Consider the following 20,143-nt stretch of genomic DNA (forward strand, 5'->3'; position numbering starts at 1 on the left):
CACCGTTAAAACAACCCCTTCAAGCGAACGCCGGCGCGCCCTTCAGCTGCGTGTACGCCGCGATCACCTCCTGCAGCTTGGCCTCGAAACCGCGATCTCCGCCATTGCGATCAGGATGATATTTCCGCACCAGTTCCGCATACTTCTCGCGCAACCCGCGCCGGTCGACATCCGCCGCCAGCCCCAGCACCTTGAGCGAACGCCGGTCGACCTCCGACAACGGCCGCCCGTCCTTCCGCGCCGGCTCGGCCGCACGCCGAAACCGCGCGCCGATCGCATCGAGCGGGTCACTGAAATCGCCCCATTTCGGCGGCACGTCGGCGCCCGAATGCGCAAAGGCGCGCGTCTCGCGCTCCCATCCGGCGAACGGCCGCTGCTGCGCGTGGATTTCCTCGGCGCTCATGCCGGTGAAGAAATTGTAGCGCGCGTTGAACGCGCGGACATGATCGAGGCAGAACCAACGATACGGCCGCGGACCATCGCCTGCGAAGCGCGGTAAATCGCCCGCCGGCGCGCGGAATTCGCCCGCCAGATCGCAGCCCGGCTCCTCGCACACGCGCCCGCTGCCCTCGACCCGGCCGTGGAAGCGCGGGGCGGGGCGCTCTCTCGCGCCGTCTTTCTTGTCGTCCTCGCGCGCCACGCGGGGCTCCCTCAACTGCAAAAGCGGCCTATATAGGCGCGATGACCGACCCTGCCACCGCCCCCGCCCCCGCCCCGATTACTGGCCCGAATTCGCGACCGCTGGTCGAGGAGATCCGCGAGCGCCTCGCCGCCGCGCTCGACCCCACCGCGCTCGAGGTGTCGAACGACAGCGCACAGCATGCCGGGCATCTCGGCGACGACGGCACCGGCGAATCGCATTTCAGCGTGAGCGTCGAATCGCCCGCCTTTGCCGGCCTGTCGCGCGTCGCGCGGCAACGCCTCGTCAACACCGCGCTCGCCGACCTGCTGCGCGACCGCATCCACGCGCTCGCGATCCGCGCGCGGGCGCCGGGCGAATGAGCACGCGCTACAAAATATGGTATTGGCCCGACCTGCAGGGGCGCGGCGAATTCGTCCGGCTCGCGCTCGAGGCGGCGGGTATCGCCTATGACGATTGCGCGCGCACGCAGGGCGCCGAGGCGATGCTCGACGACATGGAACGCCTCGCCACCGAGCGCGGCCCGTTCGCGCCGCCCTATCTCGAGATGGACGGTCTGGTCATCGCGCAAGTCGCCAACATCCTGCTGTTCCTCGGCGACCATCACCAGATCGGCGCATCGGGAATCGCCGACCGGCTGTGGCTCAACCAGCTCCAGCTGACGATCGCCGACGTGGTGGCAGAGGCGCACAACGTCCACCACCCGCTCGACGGCAATGCCTATTACGAGGACCAGCAGGACGCCGCGCTGATCGCCGCCGCCGCATTCCGCACCGAGCGCATCCCCAAATTCCTCGGCTATTTCGAGCGCGCCGCCAATGCCAACCCCGGCGAGTGGCTGATCGACCATCGCTGGACCTATGCCGACACATCGCTGTTCCAGCTGGTCGAGGGCCTCCGCTACATGTTCCCCAAGCGGATGGCGGCGATCGAGCAGGACTATCCGGGCGTGATCCGTATCCATGATCTCGTCGCCGAGCTGCCGGGCATCCACGCCTATCTCAAGAGCGACCGGCGGCTGGCGTTCAACGAAACGGGCATCTTCCGCCACTATCCCGAGCTCGACGCCGCATGACGCGCGCCCTGCGCCCAGCGGCGCGTATCCTGCTGCTCGACGAAGCCGACCGCGTGCTGCTGTTCCGCTTCGATCCCGACGATCGCCCGCCCTTCTGGTGCACGCCGGGCGGCGCGGTCGATCCGGGCGAAAGCTATGAAGCCGCCGCGCGCCGCGAGCTGCGCGAGGAGACCGGGCTCGATCTCGAGTGCGGGCCGCAAGTGCTGCAACGCCATGCCGAGTTCCTTACGATCGAGGGCGTAGAGGTCAGCGCCGACGAGCGCTATTTCCACGTCCGCGCGCCGCACGATGCGGTCGACACGAGTGGCCACACCGCGCTCGAACAGCGCGTCATGACGCGCTTCCACTGGTTCACGCGCGACGAACTCGCCGCGGCGAGCGAACCCTATTTCCCCGAGGATCTCCCCGCGATCCTCGACGCGCTGGAGCGCCCGCAATGACCAACGACGACCTCATCCTGCAGACGATCACGCCTGTCACGCACGATCTCGGCGGCTTCAAGGTCCACCGCACCTTGCCGTCGCGGCCACGCACGATGGTCGGGCCGTTCATCTTCTTCGACCAGATGGGCCCGTCGCGACTCGGCATGGGCGAAGGGATCGACGTGCGCCCGCATCCGCACATCAATCTGTCGACCGTCACCTATCTGTTCGGCGGCGCACTCGGGCATCGAGATTCGCTCGGCAGCGACGTCGTGATCGAGCCCGGCGCGGTCAATCTGATGACTGCAGGCCACGGCATCGTCCATTCCGAACGCACGCCCGAGGCCGAGCGTGTGGACGGCCCCGAGCTGTCGGGCATCCAGACCTGGCTCGCCATGCCCGAGAAGGACGAGGAAATGGCGCCGGCGTTCGAGCATGTCGCGCGCGCAGATCTGCCGACGGTCGAGGTGTCGAACGCCCGTGCGCGCGTCGTGATGGGCAGCCTGTGGGGCGCCACCGCGCCGACCACGACCTATGCCGAGACGATCTACGCCGACATCGTGCTCGACGCGGGCGGCGCGATCCCGATCGACGCCGACGCCGACGAACGCGCGCTCTACATCGCGCTCGGCGAGGCGACGCTCGATGGCATGACGCTCGAGCCAATGACGCTCTACGTGCTCAAGCCCGGTACCACCGCCACTTTGCGCTCGACGACGGGTGCGCGCGCGATGCTGTGCGGCGGCGAGGCGTTCACCACGCCGCGCCACGTCTGGTGGAACTTCGTCTCCTCGCGCCGCGACCGGATCGACGAAGCCAAGCGCGCCTGGACCGCTGGCGAGTTTCCGAAAGTGCCCGGCGACGACAAGGAGTGGATCCCGATCCCGGCCGTGCCAAAGACGGTCAGCTATCCGTAATGCCTCCCCCCTCCCGCTTGCGGGAGGGGCTGGGGGTGGGCTCGCGCTATCGAAACGAACCGCACGTGGAGGCCGGGCGCCCACCCCCGACCCCTCCCGCAAGCGGGAGGGGAGTATCAAAATGACCGACTTCACCCTGAACAGAATCGCCCTTCCGACCGGCGTAGAGCTCGACGTCGCCACCGCCGGCTCGCCCGCGCACCCGCCCCTAATCCTGCTCCACGGCTTCCCCGAATCGCACCGCACCTGGCGCCACGTCATCCCGCAGCTCGCCACCGACCATTTCGTGCTAGCCCCCGACCAGCGCGGCTTCGCCCGTTCCTCCAAGCCGGCCGAAATCAGCGACTACACCCCCGACAAGATGGTCGCCGACCTGCTCGCGCTCGCCGACTATTTCGGGATCGCGACCTTCACACTCGTCGGCCACGACTGGGGCGGCGCGATCTCGTGGATGGCGGCGCTGCAGAACCCCAAGCGGATCACGCGCCTCGTCATCGTCAACGCGCCGCACCCGTTCGTCTTCCAGCGCACGCTGTTCGACGACATGGCCCAACGCGAGGCGAGCCAGTACATCACCGCCTTCCGCAATCCGGGCTTCGAGACCTATATCGACAGCATCGGGCTCTCGAATTTCTTCGACAACAGCTTCCTGCGCCACACCGATTTCGCGAAGATCGCCGATGAGAAGCCCGTGTATCTCGACCAATGGAGCCAACCCGGCGCGATGACCGCGATGCTCAACTGGTACCGCGCAAGCCCGATCCTCGTCCCCGCGATGGACGAGACCCCGCCGCGCCCGGCGTTCCTCGACGGTGCCTTCCCGCCGGTGACGCAGCCGACCTTGGTGGTGTGGGGCCTTGGCGATGCTGCACTGCTGCCGAGCCAGCTCGAGGGGCTCGAGACGCTCGTGCCCGATCTCACGGTGGTAAAAGTCGATGCCGGGCATTTCGTGCCCTGGGAGAACCCCGACGCGATCGTCGCCGCGATCAAGGAATGGGAAGCCGCCTAAATCCTCCCCCGGGAACCGGGGGAGGGGGACCGCCCGGCTTCTTCAGCAGGGTGGTGGAGGGGGCCGCCACAAGCGCTACGCTCGCGGAACGCCCCCTCCACCACCAGCCTGAAAGAGGCTGGCGGTCCCCCTCCCCCGCTTCGCGAGGGAGGATTTAAAAGGTCACACCCGAACCTTCGCGCCCTCCGGCAAATCCACCAAAGGCGCTGCCCCCGCGCCAGCCCCCGCATCAATCCAAGTCCCATGCGCATGGCTCGTCGCTACCGTCGCCCACTCCCCCGCCCCCGGCCACCACCGCGCGCGCACCACCTGGTGCCCCACCGACCGATCGGGCTCCATCGACACCCACCCAAGCGGCCGCTCGGCCGTCGCGCGCGCCGCCGCCGCCGCCATCGCCACGCGCACGCGCTCGGCCACCGGCTCGGGCAAATACTGCCACACCACCGAATGCATCAGCACGCGTGTCACCCCCGCTTCCTGCGGCTCGGCCAGCCGCGCCTCGATCCAGTCCGCCGCATCCGCCCGCTCCAGCGAAACGCCGTGCGCGCGCACCATCTCCACCGCCGCGCGCACCCGCGCGAGCCTTTCGGGCGTCTCGGGCCAGACATAGGCCGCCAGCCGCGCCGCAACCGCCGGATCGGTCGCATCGATCGGCGCGACGTCGCACCCGCGCACTGACACGATCTCGAGCGGCACCGGCTCGGGCGCCGGCCCGCTCCAGCGCGGCGTGATCGTCACCGGCGATTCGACCGGCCCGAACCAAGCACCCCCAAGATCGAAGCGATACCGCCCGATCAGCAGATTGAGCCCCGCACTCGACCCGATCTCGAGCACCTCCACCCGCGGCCCACACGCCCGCGCAATCGCGAGCAGGCCGAGCAGCAGCGCCGCCGACCGTCCCGGCTCGTTGGTCTGCGGCGGCCCGTCGAGCCACGGCAGCAGCGCCGCCTCATGATCGTCCAGCACCCGCTCGATCGTCGCAAGGATCGCGCCCTGCTCGGTCACCGCCCCCGAATACACCGCCGCCAATTCCGCATCGCGCGCCGCCTGCACCAGCGCATGCAGCCCCCCGAACAACCGCAACGGCAACGCATCGCGCGTCGGCTCGCCCGGCCAATCGAGCACCCGCGCCCCGACGACAGTATCGCGCGTCAGCCCATCGACGATCGCCGCGCACATCCGGCCATAGACCGGCGCGGCATTGGCCTCGCAATAATGCTGCTGGATCCGGAACGCGTCACGATTGGTCTGCTCATCGGCCATGATCGATTTTCTCCCTCGGTCGCGTTGTTGCGCCCACCCCCACCGCCAAGTAAAGCCCGCGCTATGGCAGACCCGATCATCATCGCCGTCCCCAAGGGCCGCATCCTCGCCGAAGCGATCCCCTTGCTCGAACGCGCCGGAATCGTCCCCGAAGCCGCGTTCAGCGACGAGAACAGCCGCGCGCTGCGCTTCACCACCAACACCCCCGGAATCGACCTGATCCGCGTCCGCGCGTTCGACGTCGCGACCTTCGTCGCGCACGGCGCGGCGCAGCTCGGCATCGTCGGGTCGGACGTGCTCGCGGAGTTCGATTATTCCGAGCTCTACGCGCCGGTCGATCTCGGCATCGGCCATTGCCGCCTGTCGGTCGCCGAGCCTGCCGACATGGCCGCAAACGACGATCCGCGCGGCTGGAGCCATGTCCGCGTCGCGACCAAATACCCCCACGTGACCGAAGCGCATTTCGCGCGCCGCGGCGTGTCGGCCGAGTGCGTGAAGCTCAACGGCGCTATGGAGCTGGCGCCGCTGCTCGGCCTCGCGCCGCGGATCGTCGACCTCGTGTCGTCGGGCCGTACGCTGAAGGAAAACGGCCTGGTCGAGGTCGAGGTGATTTGCGAGGTCACCTCGCGGCTGATCGTCAACCGCGCGGCGTTCAAGACGCGCGGCGAAGTCGTGCCGCTGGTCGAGGCGTTCCGGCGCGCCGTTGCGCAGGAGATGGCGGCATGAGCAGCTTCTTCCTCCTCCCCTCCCGCAAGCGGGAGGGGAGCACGTCATGATCCGCCTCACCACCACCGCCCCAACCTTCGCCGCCGACTTCACCGCGCTCGTCAACGCCCGCCGCGAAGCCGACGCGGACGTCGCGCGCGACGTCCGCGCGATCATCGCGCGCGTCCGTGACGAAGGCGACACCGCCGTCCACGCCTACACAAAGAGCTTCGACCGCCACGATCTCGACGCCACCGGCTGGCAGATCGACCCCAGCGAATGGCGCGCCGCGTACGACGGCCTCGCCCCCGATCTCCGCGCCGCGCTCGAACTCGCGGCAGCGCGCATCGCCACCTATCACGAGAAGCAGAAGCCGCAGGGCACCGATAGCGCCGACGCCAACGGCATCCGTACCGGCGCGCGCTGGAATGCGATCGAACATGCCGGGATCTACATCCCCGGCGGCCGCGCGGCGTACCCGTCGTCGGTGCTGATGAACGCGATCCCCGCCAAGGTCGCCGGCGTCGATCGCATCGTCATGGTCACGCCCACCCCCGACGGCGAGGTCAGCCCGCTGGTGCTCGCCGCCGCGCACATCGTCGGCGTCGACGAGCTGTGGCGGATCGGCGGCGCGCAGGCGATCGCCGCGCTCGCCTATGGCACCGACCGGATCAAGCCGGTCGACGTCATCACCGGCCCCGGCAACGCCTGGGTCGCCGAGGCGAAGCGCCAGCTCTACGGCGTCGTCGGCATCGACATGGTGGCGGGTCCCTCCGAGATCGTCGTCGTGGCCGACCGCGAGAACCGCGCCGACTGGATCGCCGCCGATCTGCTCTCGCAGTCCGAGCACGACCCGACCAGCCAGTCGATCCTGTTCACCGACTCGGCCGCTTTCGCCGACGCGGTCGCCGCCGAGGTCGACGCCCAGATCGAAACGCTCGCGACATCGAAGGTCGCGCGCGCGGCGTGGGACGCGAACGGCGCGATCATCGTCGTGCGCACGCTGGAAGAAGCGCTGCCACTGGTCGACCGCCTCGCCGCCGAGCATCTCGAACTCGCGTGCGACGATCCGCAGGCGCTGTTCGACAAGGTGCGCCATGCGGGCTCTGTGTTCATGGGCCGCCACACGCCCGAGGCGATCGGCGATTATGTCGCGGGGCCGAACCACGTGCTGCCGACCGGGCGGCGCGCGCGTTTCGCCAGCGGGCTGTCGGTGCTCGATTTCATGAAGCGGACGAGTTTCCTGCAGCTCGGGCCGCAGGGTCTCGCGGCAATCGGCCCAGCCGCGGTAGCCTTGGCCGAAGCCGAAGGCCTCCCCGCCCACGCCCGCTCGGTTGCGCTCCGGCTAGATTGAGATACTAAGCCCCTCCCCTGAAGGGGAGGGGCGCGCTTGCTGCGACGCCCCCCCACACACCAATCTTCCCGTTCCCCGCTTTTTCCCCTAAGGCGCGCGACATGTCCTCCCACGCCACGCCCCGCACCGCCGCGCGCTCCAAAGCCCGCGCCGCCGCCCGTCTCGCCGCCGTCCAGGCGCTGTACCAGCACGACATGGAAGCAACGCCCGTCGCGCAGCTCCTCAACGAATTCCACAATCACCGCCTCGGCGCGACGATCGAGGATGCCGAATATGCCGAGCCCGAGGTCGATTTCTTCGACGACGTCGTGAAGGGCACCGAGGCCCGCCTTGCCGAGATCGACACGACGATCGCCGCCAAGCTCGCCAAGGGCTGGAACCTCGCGCGGCTCGACAAGGCGATGCGCGCGATCCTGCGCGCCGGCACCTACGAGCTGCTCGCCCGCGCCGACGTGCCGGTCGGCACCGTCATCACCGAATATGTCGACGTCGCACACGCCTTCTTCGAGAAGCGCGAGGCGGGCTTCGTCAACGGCCTGCTCGACGCGATCGCCAAGGACGTCCGCGCGTAAGCATGGGCGATGTCGTCAACCTCCGCCGCGCGCGAAAGGCGCGCGCCCGCGACACCGCCGAGACGACCGCCGCCACCAACCGCGCCGCCTTCGGCCGCAGCAAGGCCGAGCGCGAGCGCGCCGCGGTCGAGGTCGCCCGCTTCGAGCATAAGCTCGACGGGGCGAAGCGCGATCATTGAACGCGTCGGCAAATAGCGGCGCGCCGGGGTTGGCCGCCACCGCGACAGTGACGGACGACATGCAGTGGCGAGTGGTCGGCGACAGCCATGCCGATGCGATCCGCTTTGCTGCCGAAGCGGGCATGCTGGCACGCGCCTGTCAGGTCACCGTTGTTGCGGGCGCCACCGCAGTCGGCTTGCGCAATCCGAATTCGAAGACCGACGCGATCGCAATCTTCCGCGAGACGCTGCTGCCGCTGCGGCGGGCGGTGATCCCGGTAATACAGCTGGGCGAGGTCGATTGCGGTTTTGTCATCTGGTATCGCGCGACGAAAAATGCCGAGCCGGTCGAAGACCAATTGGAGGCGGCGGTCGCGGGCTATTTCAGCTTCGTCGATGAGCTGCTCGACAAGGGCTATCCGACGGTTGTGGTAACCGGCGCGGTGCCCCCGACGATCCGCGACGGTCAGGCGTGGGGCGATGTCGCGAATGCGCGGCGCGAGGTTACCGCTTCCTTGTTGGAGCGGACGCGCCTTACGCAGCGCTACAACGAACGACTGCGCCAAGAGGCGACGTCGCGGGGCCTGTGCTATGTCGATCTGCTCGATAGCGTGTTGAACGCCCAGACCGGCGTGCTCGACGACAAATGGCGGCATCCGGACCCAACCGATCACCATCTCGATCCGGCGCAGGTGAGCATTCTATGGGCCGATCGATTGAACCGATTGCGCTTCTGAAACGGATACCCGCCGCAACGAACCAGCGGCGCGTCGGGAAGCCGCCCGGGCAGGCGCGGACGAAGGCGAGCCGTCCGCAGACAAGCGCCCTGCGCACGGCTAGACCGCTCACATGACCGAAGCCGATTTTATCGCTGCCCTGCGCATCCTCCCGCTCCATCCCGGTGCGCTCGGCCTGCGAGACGATGCGGCGCGGCTCGGGCGGCTCGTGCTCACCAGCGATACGCTGGTCGAGGGCGTGCATTATCTCGCGAGCGATCCGCCGGGCGACGTCGCGTGGAAGCTGGTCGCGACCAACCTGTCCGATCTCGCGGCCAAGGGCGCGGCGCCGGTCGGGGTGATGCTCAATTATCCGCTGCGGACCCCCACGCCCGGTGATCCGGCAGACTGGGACAGCGCCTTCCTCGCCGGACTCGGCGAAGCGCTGACCGCCTTCGCCGCGCCGATCCTCGGCGGCGACACCGTGTCGCTCCCCCTGCATGCGCCGCGCGTCCTCACGCTCACCGCGATCGGCGACGCCGCCCACGCGCCAACCCGCAGCGGCGCACAGGCGGGCGACGCGCTCTACGTCACCGGCACGATCGGCGATGCCGGCGCCGGTCTCACGATCGCGCACGGCCAGCGCGGGCCCGCCGCACTGCTCGCCGCCTATCGCCGCCCGCAGCCGCGCCTCGCCGAGGGCCAGGCGCTCGCCCCCCACGTCAGCGCGATGATGGACGTGTCCGACGGCCTGCTGATCGACGCGCAGCAGATGGCGGCGGCAAGCGGCCTCGCCGTCACGATCGATCTCGAAGACGTGCCGCTCTCCGGCGCGTATCGCGCACACGCCGGCGACACCCCGGAAAGCCGCCTCGCCGCCGCCACCGCGGGCGACGATTATCAACTGCTCTTCGCCCTCCCCGCCGACCGCGTCCCACCCGTCGCCGCCACCCGCATCGGGGCTTTCGCCGCCGGCAGTGGTCTCGCGCTGACGCACGCAGGCGCGTCGCTCCCGCTTCCCGCCACGCTCGGCTTCCAGCACGGCTGAGACGCGCGCTTGCCAAGCCCCGCCGCAGCGCTAGTCTGCCGGCCAAGCGTGGGGGCCGCTGTCGCGTACCGTCCCACCGATAAATCCATGGGAAAGGAAACGCATGACGATCGTCTATGCCGCCATCATCTGTGGCCTGATCGCAGTCGCCTACGGCCTGCTCACCTCCGCCCAAGTCCTCCGCGCTCCCGCGGGCAACGAAAAAATGCAGGACATCGCCGCCGCCATCCAGGAAGGCGCCAAGGCCTATCTCGGCCGCCAGTACCGTACGATCGCGATCGTCGGCGTGATCGTGCTCGCGCTCGTCTGGGTCTTCCTCGACGGAATGCGCACGCCCGTCTCGGCGCTGAGCTTCGCGCTGGGCGCGATCCTGTCGGGCGTGGCGGGCTATGTCGGCATGAACATCTCGGTGCGCGCCAACGTCCGCACGGCCGAGGCCGCGCGCACCTCGCTGCAGGGCGGGCTGACGATGGCGTTCCGCTCGGGCGCGGTCACCGGGCTGCTCGTCGCCGGGCTCGGGCTGCTCGCCATTTCGGGGACCTTCTGGTTCCTCGCCGGCGCGAACGGCGTCAACGCCGGCGCGCCCGTCGTGGTCAAGGCGCTCACCGCGCTCGCGTTCGGCGCGTCGCTCATCTCGATCTTCGCGCGATTGGGCGGCGGGATCTTCACCAAGGCGGCCGACGTCGGCGCCGATCTCGTCGGCAAGGTCGAGGCCGGCATTCCCGAGGACGACCCGCGCAATCCCGCGACGATCGCCGACAACGTCGGCGACAATGTCGGCGATTGCGCCGGCATGGCGGCCGATCTGTTCGAAACCTATGTCGTGACGATCGGCGTGACGATGATCTCGGTCGCGCTCGCGCTGCGCCAGGCCGACCATCTGCTGCAGGTGATGACGCTCCCGCTCGCGGTCGGCGGCGCGTGCATCCTCACCTCGATCATCGGCACCTATTTCGTCCGGCTGGGCAAGCGCGAGTCGATCATGGGCGCGCTCTACAAGGGCTTCTGGGTCAGCATCCTGCTGTCGGTTCCCGCCATCTATCTCGTCACGCGCTACGTGCTCGGCGACATGAATGCGGTGATCGGTGGCAACGCCTTCCTCGACGGCGCGACCTCCGAGGCGGTCGCCGGGCTCGCCGCCGCCAGCTTCACAGGCATGCAATTGTTCTGGTCGATGCTGATCGGGCTCGCCGTCACCGGGCTGCTGGTGTGGATCACCGAATATTATACGGGCACCAACTTCAGGCCCGTCCGCAGCATCGCCAAGGCGTCGCAGACCGGCCACGGCACCAACGTCATCCAGGGCCTCGCGATCAGCCTCGAGTCGACCGCGCTGCCCACGCTCGTCATCGTCGTCGCGGTGGTCGCCGCCTATCAACTCGCGGGCGTGATCGGCATCGCCTTTGCCGCCACGGCGATGCTCGCGCAGGCCGGGATGGTCGTCGCGCTCGACGCCTACGGCCCGGTCACCGACAATGCCGGCGGCATCGCCGAGATGGCGGGCCTGCCCGACGACGTCCGCCACCGCACCGATGCGCTCGACGCGGTCGGCAACACCACCAAGGCGGTGACCAAGGGCTATGCGATCGGCTCGGCCGCGCTCGCAGCGCTCGTCCTGTTCAACGCCTACACCTCCGATCTCGGGCGCGATTTCCCCGACCTGGTGGTCAATTTCGCTTTGTCCAACCCCTATGTCATCGTCGGCCTGCTGCTCGGCGCGCTGCTGCCCTATCTGTTCGGCGCGATGGGGATGACCGCGGTCGGCCGCGCGGCGGGCGCGGTGGTCGAGGAGGTGCGCGCGCAGTTCCGCAACAATCCCGGGATCATGGCGGGCACCAGCCGCCCCGATTATGCGCGCACCGTCGATCTCGTGACGCGCGCCGCGATCAAGGAGATGATCGTCCCCTCGCTGCTGCCGGTGCTCTCGCCGATCCTGGTCTATTTCGTGATCACCGCGGTCGCCGGCCAGGCCGAGGGCTTCGCGGCGCTCGGCGCGATGCTGCTCGGGGTGATCGTCTCGGGGCTGTTCGTCGCGATCTCGATGACATCGGGCGGCGGCGCGTGGGACAATGCCAAGAAATATATCGAGGACGGTCATTATGGCGGCAAGGGCTCGGAAGCGCACAAGGCCGCGGTGACGGGCGACACGGTGGGCGATCCGTACAAGGACACGGCGGGGCCGGCGGTGAACCCGATGATCAAGATTACGAATATCGTCGCGCTGCTGCTGCTCGCGGCTCTCGCCGCGAGCGCAGGCTGAGCAAAGCTCAGCAAGCGCGACCGGCCGGCGGGGGCGCCCGACGCCCCCGACCGACGGCGTGGCTTTGCCACGACGCCCCTTCTGCGTCTTCCACTCCCCTTCTGTCACCCAGGGCCTGTGCCGGGGTGACAGTCTTTTAAGCCCCCCAAGCCTCCTACCCCCGCCACCTTGCCTAGCCCCGGCACAGCGCTAAGGTGAAGCCGGCGACACAGTCGCTTGTCGGGGGACAACATGATGCGATATCGGGGTTTTCGGGGATTACTCAGCTGCACGGCGCTGGTCGCGGCCGGCCCGCTCGCCGCGTCGGAACCCACGCCCGTACCCCCGCCCCGCGCGGCCACCGCGCCGATCCCCGCCGCCAGCTTCGGCCAGCTTCCCTTCATGGAATCGCCCAAGCTGTCGCCCGACGGCAAGCGCGTCGCCGCCAAGCTCGCGCTCAAAGGCGAGCAGCGCCTCGCCATCATCACCCTCGACGACGTCAAGCATATCGGGATTATCGATCCGGGCGCGTCCGAAATCAACGGCTGGTCATGGGTCAACAACGACTGGCTGATCGCGCAGATCGGCAGCACCGCGCCGGTCCAGGGCGACAGCTGGTATCTGCGCCGCACGCTCGGCATCAGCGCCGACGGCAAGACAATCAACATGCTCGGCCAGAACGACGCAGCACAAAGCGCCGACGACGTGCTGTGGATCGCGCAGGATGGCAGCCCCCACGTGCGGATCGCGCTGCAGACCTCGATCTACAGCGACACGGCTGGCTTCTGGCCCGAAGTGCGCGATTATGACGTCACCAACGGCCGCAGCACGCTCGTCCAGCACTCGGTCGAGACCGTGATGGACTGGTATGCCGATCCCGCCGGGACCGTCCGGCTCGGCATGGGCTATGAGGATTCGTCGCGCAGCTACCGCTTGCTCTACCGCGATACCGCCAAGCAAAGCTTCCGGACCGTCAGCCGGGCGCGCGGGCGCGATGCCGATCTCGGCAACACCCCCGCGGTCTTCCTTCCCGAACCCGGCAAGGCGCTCGCCTTCGACGATGCCGACGGCTTCAACGCGCTCTATCCGCTCGATCTCGCTACGCTCCAGACCGGCCCCAAGCTGTTCGGCATTCCCGGCTACGACATCGATAGCGTCATCACCGGCGATGGCGGGTCGCGACTGGTCGGGGTGCGCTACACCGATACGCGCCCACGCACGCATTGGGTCGACCCCAAGCTTGCCGATGTCCAGGCCAAGATCGACGCCGCGATCGGCACGCGCACCGCGCAGATCGTGTCGTGGAGCCGCGACTTCAGCGTGCTGCTGGTGCGCGTCGGCGGCGCCGATCGGCTTGGCGCTTATTATGTCTTCCGCCCCGAGGACGGCGTGATGCGCATCTTCGCCACGCTCAACGAGACGCTCGGCGTATCCGCTTACGCGCCGGTCTCGACGATCCACTACAAGGCGCGCGACAGGCTCGACATCTCAGCGGTGCTGACGGTCCCGCGCGGCAAGCCCGCCAAGGGCCTTCCGCTGATCCTGATGCCACATGGCGGCCCGTTCGCGCGCGACGACGAAAGCTGGGACTGGTGGGCGCAATTCCTCGCCAGCCGTGGCTATGCCGTGCTCCAGCCCAATTATCGCGGCTCGTCGGGCTATGGCGGCGATTTCACCAAAAAGGGCCGCGGGCAATGGGGCCTGGCGATGCAGGACGACCTGACCGACGCGGTCAAATGGGCGGCCGATAGCGGGCTAGTCGACGCCAAGCGCGTCTGTATCGTCGGCGGCTCCTATGGCGGCTATGCCGCATTTCGCGCCGCCGCGCGCGATGCCGCCGTCTATCGCTGCGCGGTGTCCTATGCCGGCGTCGCCGACATGCCCGCGATGCTGCGCTATGACGGGGCGTTCCTCAACGGCGGCCGCGCCAAGGATTATTTCCGCGACCAGGCACCCGATCTCAAGGGGGTCTCGCCGGTCTACGACGCCGTGCATTTCGCGATGCCGATCCTGATCCTCCACGGCAAGAAGGACACCGTCGTGCCGGTCGCGCAATCGCGCAGCATGGTCGCGCGGCTCAAGGCGGCGGGCAAGCCGTACCGCTATGTCGAGCAGCCGCTCGGCGACCACCATTTCTCGCGTGAGGCCGACCGGATGCAGTTCCTCACCGAGCTCGAAACCTTCCTCAAGGAGAACAACCCCGCCTGAGCGGCGCTCGAACCGGTCGGGAAGGTGCGACTTTCGGCGATCGATGCGGGATGTTCGACCACCCTACGCCTGCCAGGAGGCACCCCCGCGCCGCCGGAAGCCGCGCCGCTTTCCTTTTCGGGCATCTTCGGCTATGCGCCGCGCTTCGCGAATTGCGCACAAGATCACCCACATCCTCAGAGGTTTGTTTGGCAAAAGAAGAACTGCTCGAAATGCGCGGCCAGGTGGTGGAGCTTCTGCCCAACGCCATGTTCCGCGTGAAGCTTGAGAACGATCACGAAATTCTCGGTCACACTGCGGGCAAGATGCGCAAGAACCGCATCCGCGTGCTCGTCGGCGACGAGGTGCTGGTCGAGCTGACGCCCTATGATCTGACCAAGGGGCGGATCACCTATCGCTTCAAGTGATCGGGATGCAGCGGTGACGCCGCCGCTCGTCCTCGCCTCCTCCTCGCCCCGCCGCCGCGACCTGCTCGCGCGGCTGGGGGTGACGCCGACGCGGATCGAATCGCCCGACATCGACGAATCGCCGCTGCCCGGCGAGGCTCCGCGTGCCTATGCGCTGCGGCTGGCCGTGGCCAAGGCGCAGGCGGTGGGCCGTGCCCCGGGCGAGATCGTCCTCGCCGGCGACACGACGATCGCCTGCGGCCGCCGCATCCTGCCGCCGGCCGATACCGAGGAGATCCAGCGCCGCCTGCTCGGCCTGCTCTCGGGCCGTCGCCACCATTGCCTGAGCGCGGTCTGCGTGATCGCGGCGGACGGCACCGCGCGCACCCGGCTGTCGGACACGACGGTCGCGTTCAAGCCGCTCTCCGTGCCCGAGATCGACGCCTACATCGCCAGCGGCGAGGGGCTCGGCAAGGCCGGCGGCTATGCCATCCAGGGCCGCGCCGAGGCGTTCGTGCGGATGCTGTCAGGCTCGCATTCGGGGGTGATCGGCCTGCCCCTGTTCGAAACGCGTGCGCTGCTGCTCGCCGCGGGCGTCGCGCTTGGCTGAGTGGCGCTACGAGGCCGGGATCGGCGAGGCGCGCGCGATCCTGGTCGAGGGTGCCACACTTCGCGCGGCGCGCATCGAGCTCGACCGAGCGGACGCGCGGCTCGGCGCGGTGCTGGCGGCGCGGCTGGTCGAGATCACCGTCAAGGGCCGCGAGGGGCGAGTCGCCTTCACCGGCGGCGAGGCGATGCTGTCGCCGCTGCCCCCCGGCATCACACAGGGCGCCACGCTGTTCGTCGAGCTGACGCGCGAGGCGATCCCCGAGCCCGGCCGCGCCAAGCTGCCGCGCTGCAGCCCCGCCGAAGGCCCCGAGCGCGCCGGCCCGACGCTGCTCGAGCGAATCAGCGCGACCGGCGTGCCGGTGCGGCTCTGCCTCGCGCATGAGCCCGACCATTTCGAGGCGGCGGGCTGGTCGGAGGTTCTCGAGGAAGCCGAGACCGGCGACATCGCTTTTTCCGGCCCCAATGGCGGCGCGCTGCGGATGAGCCCGACCCCGGCGATGACGCTGTTCGACGTCGACGGACAGCACCCGCTCGAACCGCTCGCGCTCGCCGCCGCGCATGCCGTCGCCGCCGCGATCGTCCGCCTCGACATTGGCGGCTCGATCGGGATCGACTTTCCGACGCTGCAGGGCAAGGCCGCACGCGCCGCGGTCGATGCTGCGCTCGACGCCGGGATCCCGCAGCCGTTCGAGCGCACCGCGATGAACGGCTTCGGTTTCGTCCAGATCGTCCGCCGCCGGGCGCGCGTCTCGCTCCCCGAACGGATTCGCGCCGCCCCCGCCGCTGCCGCCACGCGCGCGCTGCTGCGGCGAATCGAGCGCACCCCGCCGCCGGTGCCGTCACGCCACCGCGTCAGCATGGCCGTGCAAAAAGTTTTGCTCGCCAATCCGGACTGGATCGCCGAGCTGGCGCGGCGTACCGGCGTGGCCCCGGTCTTCGAGGTGGCATGATGGCGCGTTCCAAACCCTGTCCGCTCTGCGGCAAGCCGCCATCGGCGGCGCATGCGCCCTTCTGTTCGCAAGGCTGCCGCGATCGCGACCTGATGCAGTGGCTCGGCGAAGGATATGCGATTCCGGTGGTCACACCGCCCGGAGAAGAAGAAGACGGGCTAGACACCACCCCAGACCGCGACTAAGAGGCCGCTTCCCCGGAGCAATTCGGGTGTGCCCGAGTAGCTCAGTTGGTAGAGCATGCGACTGAAAATCGCAGTGTCGGTGGTTCGAATCCGCCCTCGGGCACCATTTTCCCCGCCAGGGTCATGGTGCTCCCCAAATCATCGAAACGAACCTGCGGGAGCAGGACGGCGGCGTGTGCCGCCCCGCTCCCCGGTTCGCGGCGCGCTTAGAAGGCGAAGCCGACGCCTGCCGCGCCGCCGCCCTTGCCGCGGGTGTTGATCGTCGCGCCGGCCTTGACGACGATCCCGCCATCGGTCGTCGCCTTCGACACGCCGATCGCGAAGGCCTGCTCGCCGCCCCAGGTGCTGACGCCGCCGCCGACCATGCCCATGCCGGGCCCATAGGCCTGCGGGATCGTCGCCAGCGCCATCGCCGCCGCCGTGCCGCCATTGGCATCGCGCCGCACGTTCTGCAGGTCGAAGCCGACCTGCGCCAGGCGCCCGTCGGTATAGGCGTTGGCCGACGCCAGCGTCTGGTTGAGCCCGCTGGTGAGCTGCCCCAGATTGACCGCATCGGTCGCCATCGTCCCCGCCGCGACATTGGTCAGCTGCCGCGTCGCCGTGGCGCTGCCGACCGAGACGCTGTTGTCGCGATCCGCTAGCGACCCGCTGCCCAGCGCGACGCTGTTCGCGCCGGTCGCGCTCGCCGCGGTGCCGAGCGCGACGGCATTGGCGCCGGACGACACCGTCCCGCCGCCCGCCGCGATAGCATTCGCCCCCGTCGCCACCGGCGCCGGGTTGTTTGCGGTATTGTTGACGCGGAAGAACCCCGCCGTGCCGTTCTGCAGGTTGGTGACATTGGTATTGAGCGTGGTGATATTGCTCGTGTTCGCCGCGACCTGCTGCCCGACCGCATTGAGCTGAGCGCCGTTCACCGCATCGGTCGAGGTGGCGTTGACCGCCCCCGCGCTCAGGTTGGCGATCCGCGTGCCACCCGCGCCGGCCAGCGTCAGCGTGTCGCGGGCGCTGCCGACCGCGCCGTCATAGGTGACCGCCCGGTCGGTGGCTGCCGCGATCCGCGTATTGACGTTGCTGATGCTGCTGCCGAGGCCGGTGATCGCGCTGCCGACGTCGGTGTAGGTGCTGGTCGTCGTGGTGCCCCCCGCGCCGACCGTCGCGACCTGATAGGTCGGGGCTGTCACGCTGCCATCGGCATTGACCACCGATCCGCCGCCCAGGCTGCTCGCCACGCTCGTGCCGAGGTTTGTGACGCGGGTGTCGACCGCGGCGACCGCCTGGTTGGTGGCGTTGAGCTGCGCGCCGTTGACCGCATCGGTCGAGGTCGTGGTGACCGCGCCTGCTGCGACATTGGTCACCACGGTGCCATTGGCACCACCCAGCGCGAGCGTGCCCTTGGTCGCATCGGCATAGCGCACCGCAAGCGGATCCGCCGTGCCGTTGGCGACGCTGGCGGTGAGCGTTGCGACCTGCTGGTTGGTCGCGAACAGCTGCGACCCGTTGACCGCGTCGGTCGAGGTCGCGGTCAATGCAGCGGGCGCGACGTTGGTGATCACCGTCGGGGCTCCGCCACGCCCGGCATTGTAGGCGTTGAGCGCCGCATCGAACAGCAAGGCGTTGCCCTGCAGGCTCGAGACGTTGGTGGTCAGGCTGCCGATGGCGGTGGTGTTGCTCGTCACCGCCGCGTTGGTCGCGAACAGTTGCGACCCGTTGACCGCGTCGCGCGAGGTGGCGGTCAGCGCCCCCGCCGTGACGTTGCCGACCACCGTGCCGTTCACACCGCCGAGCGTGAGAGTGCCCTTGGTCGCATCGGCATAGCGCACCGCAAGCGGATCCGCCGTGCCGTTGGCGATCGTCGCGCTGAGATTGGTGATCGCGGTGGTGTTGCCCGCGACCAGCTGGTTGGTGCCGAACAGCTGCGCCCCGTTGACCGCGTCGCTCGACGTCGCGGTGAGCGCGGCGGGCGCAACGTTGGTGATCACCGTCGGCACGCCACCGCGCCCGGCATTGTAGGCGTTGAGCGTGGCGTCGAACAGCAAGGCATTGCCCTGCAGCCCGTTCACGTTGGTCGTCAGCGTGCTGATGTTGCCGGCGTTGGTCGTGACGGCCGCATTGGTCGCGAACAGCTGCGACCCGTTGACCGCATCGCTCGATGTGGCGCTCAAAGCACCCGCCGTGACATTGCTGACCAGCGTCCCGCCCGCACCACCGAGCGTGAGCGTGCCCTTCGTCGCGTCGGCGTAGCGTACCGCGAGCGGATCGGCCGTGCCGTTGGCGATGTTGGTGGTGAGGTTGCTAATCGCCGTCGTGTTGCCCGTGACCTGCTGGTTGGTCGCGAACAGCTGCGAGCCGTTGACCGCGTCGGTCGAGGTCGCGGTCAGCGCCGCCGGCGCGACATTGGTGATCGTGCTCGGCGCACCGCCACGCGCCGCGGTGAAGGCGGTGAGCGCGGGATCATAGAGCAGGGCGTTGGCCTGCAGCCCCGCAACCGCGCCATTGGTCGCGAACAGTTGCGAGCCGTTGACCGCATCGGTCGATGTCGCGGTCAGCGCCGCCGGCGCGACATTGGTGATCGCGGTCGGCACGCCGCCGCGCGCCGCGTTGTAGACGCCTAGCCCAGCATCGAAGGTGATCGCATCGACCGGCCCGAGGCCGAGCGTCGCTGCCTTCAACTGCGCGACGTTGACCGCGTCGGTGTCGGTCGCGCCCGCCGCCAGCCCGGTCAGGCGGCGATCGCCGATATTGACCTCGGCTGCGGCGGTGCCGCCGGTGAGATAGGCCGCCGTGCCGAGCGTCGCGCCGGTCGCGAGCGAATTCTGCCCGAGCGCGACGCTGCCGAGCGCGCCGGTCGCGGTCACGCGCGCCGCCGATCCGATCGCGACCGCGCCGACCGCGCCAGCGCCCGTCACCGAATCGTCGCCCAGCGCGATCGCATTGCTCTCCGCGGCGCTGGCGAAACGCCCGGCGGTGCCGAGCCCGGTGATGCGATTGCCGCCGAAAGCGAGCCCGGCGGGCGTCCGCAGCGTATAGCCGTCGGCCTGCGACACGCAGCGCGGCGTCGTCGCGAGGTTGACCGCATTGCCGTTGACGTCGAGCACACCGAGCGAGATCGGCGCTCCGGCGGCAGCGTTGGTCAGCGCGCCGCTGAGGTTGAGATTGACGGTGCCGAGCGTCAGCGTGCCGAGGATCCCTTCGATCGGGGCGATCACCGGCGCGAGCACATTGCCGGTGATGTCGGTGACCACCGAGCGCGGCAGGCTGACCCCGGAGCAGACCCCGACCAGCGCTTCCTGCGCATGCGCCTGGCTGCCGAGCAGCGTCGCCAGCGCGATCGCGCCGGTCGAAACGATGTGCCGCAAGGTGCGCACTCCGAAGGCGCCGCGCCGTCGGATGCGACTTTGTGGGCAAAGTACAGATTTTGCGCTATTCGATTGCGATGCCGTTGGCATCTCGTATGAGGAGAATACCATAGGATCGTTCGACGAACTATTAGCGCTCTTGGTAGTTTTTACACAAAACATGTAATTTCTCCTCTACGCCCTCCTTTATCTGAGCTTCAATCCGCTACTTTAGTCTTAACATATCGATTTATTGATCGATCTTTGCATGGACTTGTCTTTATCCTTCGTAATATCGTCGCCGCGGCGTGGACGCGAAGCCGCACCGCGCCGACGGGGAACGTCCGACGCT

At 68.9% G+C, this 20,143-nt stretch carries 20 protein-coding genes and 1 tRNA gene; 18 read left to right on the forward strand and 3 right to left on the reverse strand.

Annotated features, from left to right (window positions below; all coding sequences use genetic code 11):
• Window positions 1-19: 19 nt before the first annotated feature.
• Window positions 20-640, reverse strand: a complete 621-nt coding sequence (locus U1872_RS09065) for a J domain-containing protein (protein ID WP_332792553.1) — start codon at window positions 638-640, stop codon at window positions 20-22.
• 41 nt (window positions 641-681) lie between these two features.
• Here U1872_RS09065 and U1872_RS09070 point away from each other — a divergent pair, with 41 nt between their 5' ends.
• The 5 genes from U1872_RS09070 to U1872_RS09090 all read left to right on the forward strand — a co-directional run bounded on the left by U1872_RS09070 (window position 682) and on the right by U1872_RS09090 (window position 4,063).
• A complete protein-coding gene (locus U1872_RS09070) occupies window positions 682-1,002 on the forward strand; it encodes a BolA family protein (RefSeq protein ID WP_332792554.1) in 321 nt (106 codons plus the stop codon).
• The gene (locus U1872_RS09075; RefSeq protein WP_332792555.1) at window positions 999-1,715 is read left to right on the forward strand and encodes a glutathione S-transferase; all 717 of its coding nucleotides are present in this window, start codon (window positions 999-1,001) and stop codon (window positions 1,713-1,715) included. Before U1872_RS09070 ends, U1872_RS09075 begins: the two co-directional genes overlap by 4 nt.
• Entirely contained in the window at window positions 1,712-2,155 is a 444-nt protein-coding gene (locus U1872_RS09080) for an NUDIX hydrolase (protein ID WP_332792556.1), read from the forward strand. Before U1872_RS09075 ends, U1872_RS09080 begins: the two co-directional genes overlap by 4 nt.
• Window positions 2,152-3,054, forward strand: coding sequence for a pirin family protein (locus U1872_RS09085; RefSeq protein WP_332792557.1), 903 nt, complete (start codon window positions 2,152-2,154; stop codon window positions 3,052-3,054). The genes U1872_RS09080 and U1872_RS09085 overlap by 4 nt, the downstream gene beginning before the upstream one ends.
• Window positions 3,055-3,175: 121 nt before the next feature.
• Window positions 3,176-4,063, forward strand: a complete 888-nt coding sequence (locus U1872_RS09090) for an alpha/beta fold hydrolase (RefSeq protein WP_332792558.1) — start codon at window positions 3,176-3,178, stop codon at window positions 4,061-4,063.
• A 162-nt stretch (window positions 4,064-4,225) separates the two neighbouring features.
• Here U1872_RS09090 and U1872_RS09095 read toward each other — a convergent pair whose 3' ends face one another.
• Window positions 4,226-5,326: a DUF2332 domain-containing protein gene (locus U1872_RS09095; RefSeq protein ID WP_332792559.1), complete on the reverse strand. Its 1,101-nt coding sequence runs from the start codon at window positions 5,324-5,326 to the stop codon at window positions 4,226-4,228.
• Window positions 5,327-5,389: 63 nt separating this feature from the next.
• Between U1872_RS09095 and hisG the strand changes: the two genes are divergently transcribed.
• The 13 genes from hisG (at window position 5,390) to U1872_RS09160 (ending at window position 16,562) form a co-directional block, all read left to right on the forward strand.
• A complete protein-coding gene (gene hisG / locus U1872_RS09100) occupies window positions 5,390-6,052 on the forward strand; it encodes an ATP phosphoribosyltransferase (protein ID WP_332792560.1) in 663 nt (220 codons plus the stop codon).
• A gap of 46 nt (window positions 6,053-6,098) precedes the next feature.
• Entirely contained in the window at window positions 6,099-7,385 is a 1,287-nt protein-coding gene (gene hisD / locus U1872_RS09105) for a histidinol dehydrogenase (RefSeq protein WP_332792561.1), read from the forward strand.
• Window positions 7,386-7,486: 101 nt separating this feature from the next.
• Window positions 7,487-7,957 (forward strand): transcription antitermination factor NusB, encoded by a 471-nt coding sequence (nusB, locus tag U1872_RS09110; protein WP_332792562.1) that lies wholly within the window; start codon window positions 7,487-7,489, stop codon window positions 7,955-7,957.
• Window positions 7,958-7,959: 2 nt separating this feature from the next.
• On the forward strand, window positions 7,960-8,136 hold the full coding sequence (locus tag U1872_RS09115; protein ID WP_332792563.1) for a DUF4169 family protein: 177 nt from the start codon (window positions 7,960-7,962) through the stop codon (window positions 8,134-8,136).
• Window positions 8,133-8,852 (forward strand): hypothetical protein, encoded by a 720-nt coding sequence (locus tag U1872_RS09120; protein WP_332792564.1) that lies wholly within the window; start codon window positions 8,133-8,135, stop codon window positions 8,850-8,852. Before U1872_RS09115 ends, U1872_RS09120 begins: the two co-directional genes overlap by 4 nt.
• Window positions 8,853-8,964: 112 nt before the next feature.
• Window positions 8,965-9,879, forward strand: coding sequence for a thiamine-phosphate kinase (thiL, locus tag U1872_RS09125; RefSeq protein WP_332792565.1), 915 nt, complete (start codon window positions 8,965-8,967; stop codon window positions 9,877-9,879).
• 103 nt (window positions 9,880-9,982) lie between these two features.
• Window positions 9,983-12,139, forward strand: a complete 2,157-nt coding sequence (locus U1872_RS09130; RefSeq protein ID WP_332792566.1) for a sodium-translocating pyrophosphatase — start codon at window positions 9,983-9,985, stop codon at window positions 12,137-12,139.
• Window positions 12,140-12,370: 231 nt separating this feature from the next.
• Window positions 12,371-14,326 (forward strand): alpha/beta hydrolase family protein, encoded by a 1,956-nt coding sequence (locus U1872_RS09135; RefSeq protein ID WP_332792567.1) that lies wholly within the window; start codon window positions 12,371-12,373, stop codon window positions 14,324-14,326.
• Window positions 14,327-14,514: 188 nt separating this feature from the next.
• Window positions 14,515-14,733: a translation initiation factor IF-1 gene (gene infA / locus U1872_RS09140; RefSeq protein WP_010162480.1), complete on the forward strand. Its 219-nt coding sequence runs from the start codon at window positions 14,515-14,517 to the stop codon at window positions 14,731-14,733.
• A gap of 13 nt (window positions 14,734-14,746) precedes the next feature.
• A complete protein-coding gene (locus U1872_RS09145; RefSeq protein ID WP_332792568.1) occupies window positions 14,747-15,322 on the forward strand; it encodes a Maf family protein in 576 nt (191 codons plus the stop codon).
• On the forward strand, window positions 15,315-16,271 hold the full coding sequence (locus tag U1872_RS09150) for a ribonuclease (protein ID WP_332792569.1): 957 nt from the start codon (window positions 15,315-15,317) through the stop codon (window positions 16,269-16,271). Before U1872_RS09145 ends, U1872_RS09150 begins: the two co-directional genes overlap by 8 nt.
• Window positions 16,271-16,456, forward strand: coding sequence for a DNA gyrase inhibitor YacG (locus tag U1872_RS09155; RefSeq protein WP_332792787.1), 186 nt, complete (start codon window positions 16,271-16,273; stop codon window positions 16,454-16,456). Before U1872_RS09150 ends, U1872_RS09155 begins: the two co-directional genes overlap by 1 nt.
• A gap of 30 nt (window positions 16,457-16,486) precedes the next feature.
• Window positions 16,487-16,562, forward strand: a tRNA-Phe gene (locus tag U1872_RS09160).
• 100 nt (window positions 16,563-16,662) lie between these two features.
• On the opposite strand, the gene U1872_RS09165 is transcribed toward U1872_RS09160, so the two are convergent.
• Window positions 16,663-19,812, reverse strand: a complete 3,150-nt coding sequence (locus U1872_RS09165; RefSeq protein ID WP_332792570.1) for a YadA-like family protein — start codon at window positions 19,810-19,812, stop codon at window positions 16,663-16,665.
• Window positions 19,813-20,143: the final 331 nt, after the last annotated feature.

Origin of the sequence: Parasphingomonas frigoris (assembly GCF_036663815.1) — a bacterium.
In the GTDB taxonomy this organism is placed as follows: Bacteria; Pseudomonadota; Alphaproteobacteria; order Sphingomonadales; family Sphingomonadaceae; genus Sphingomonas.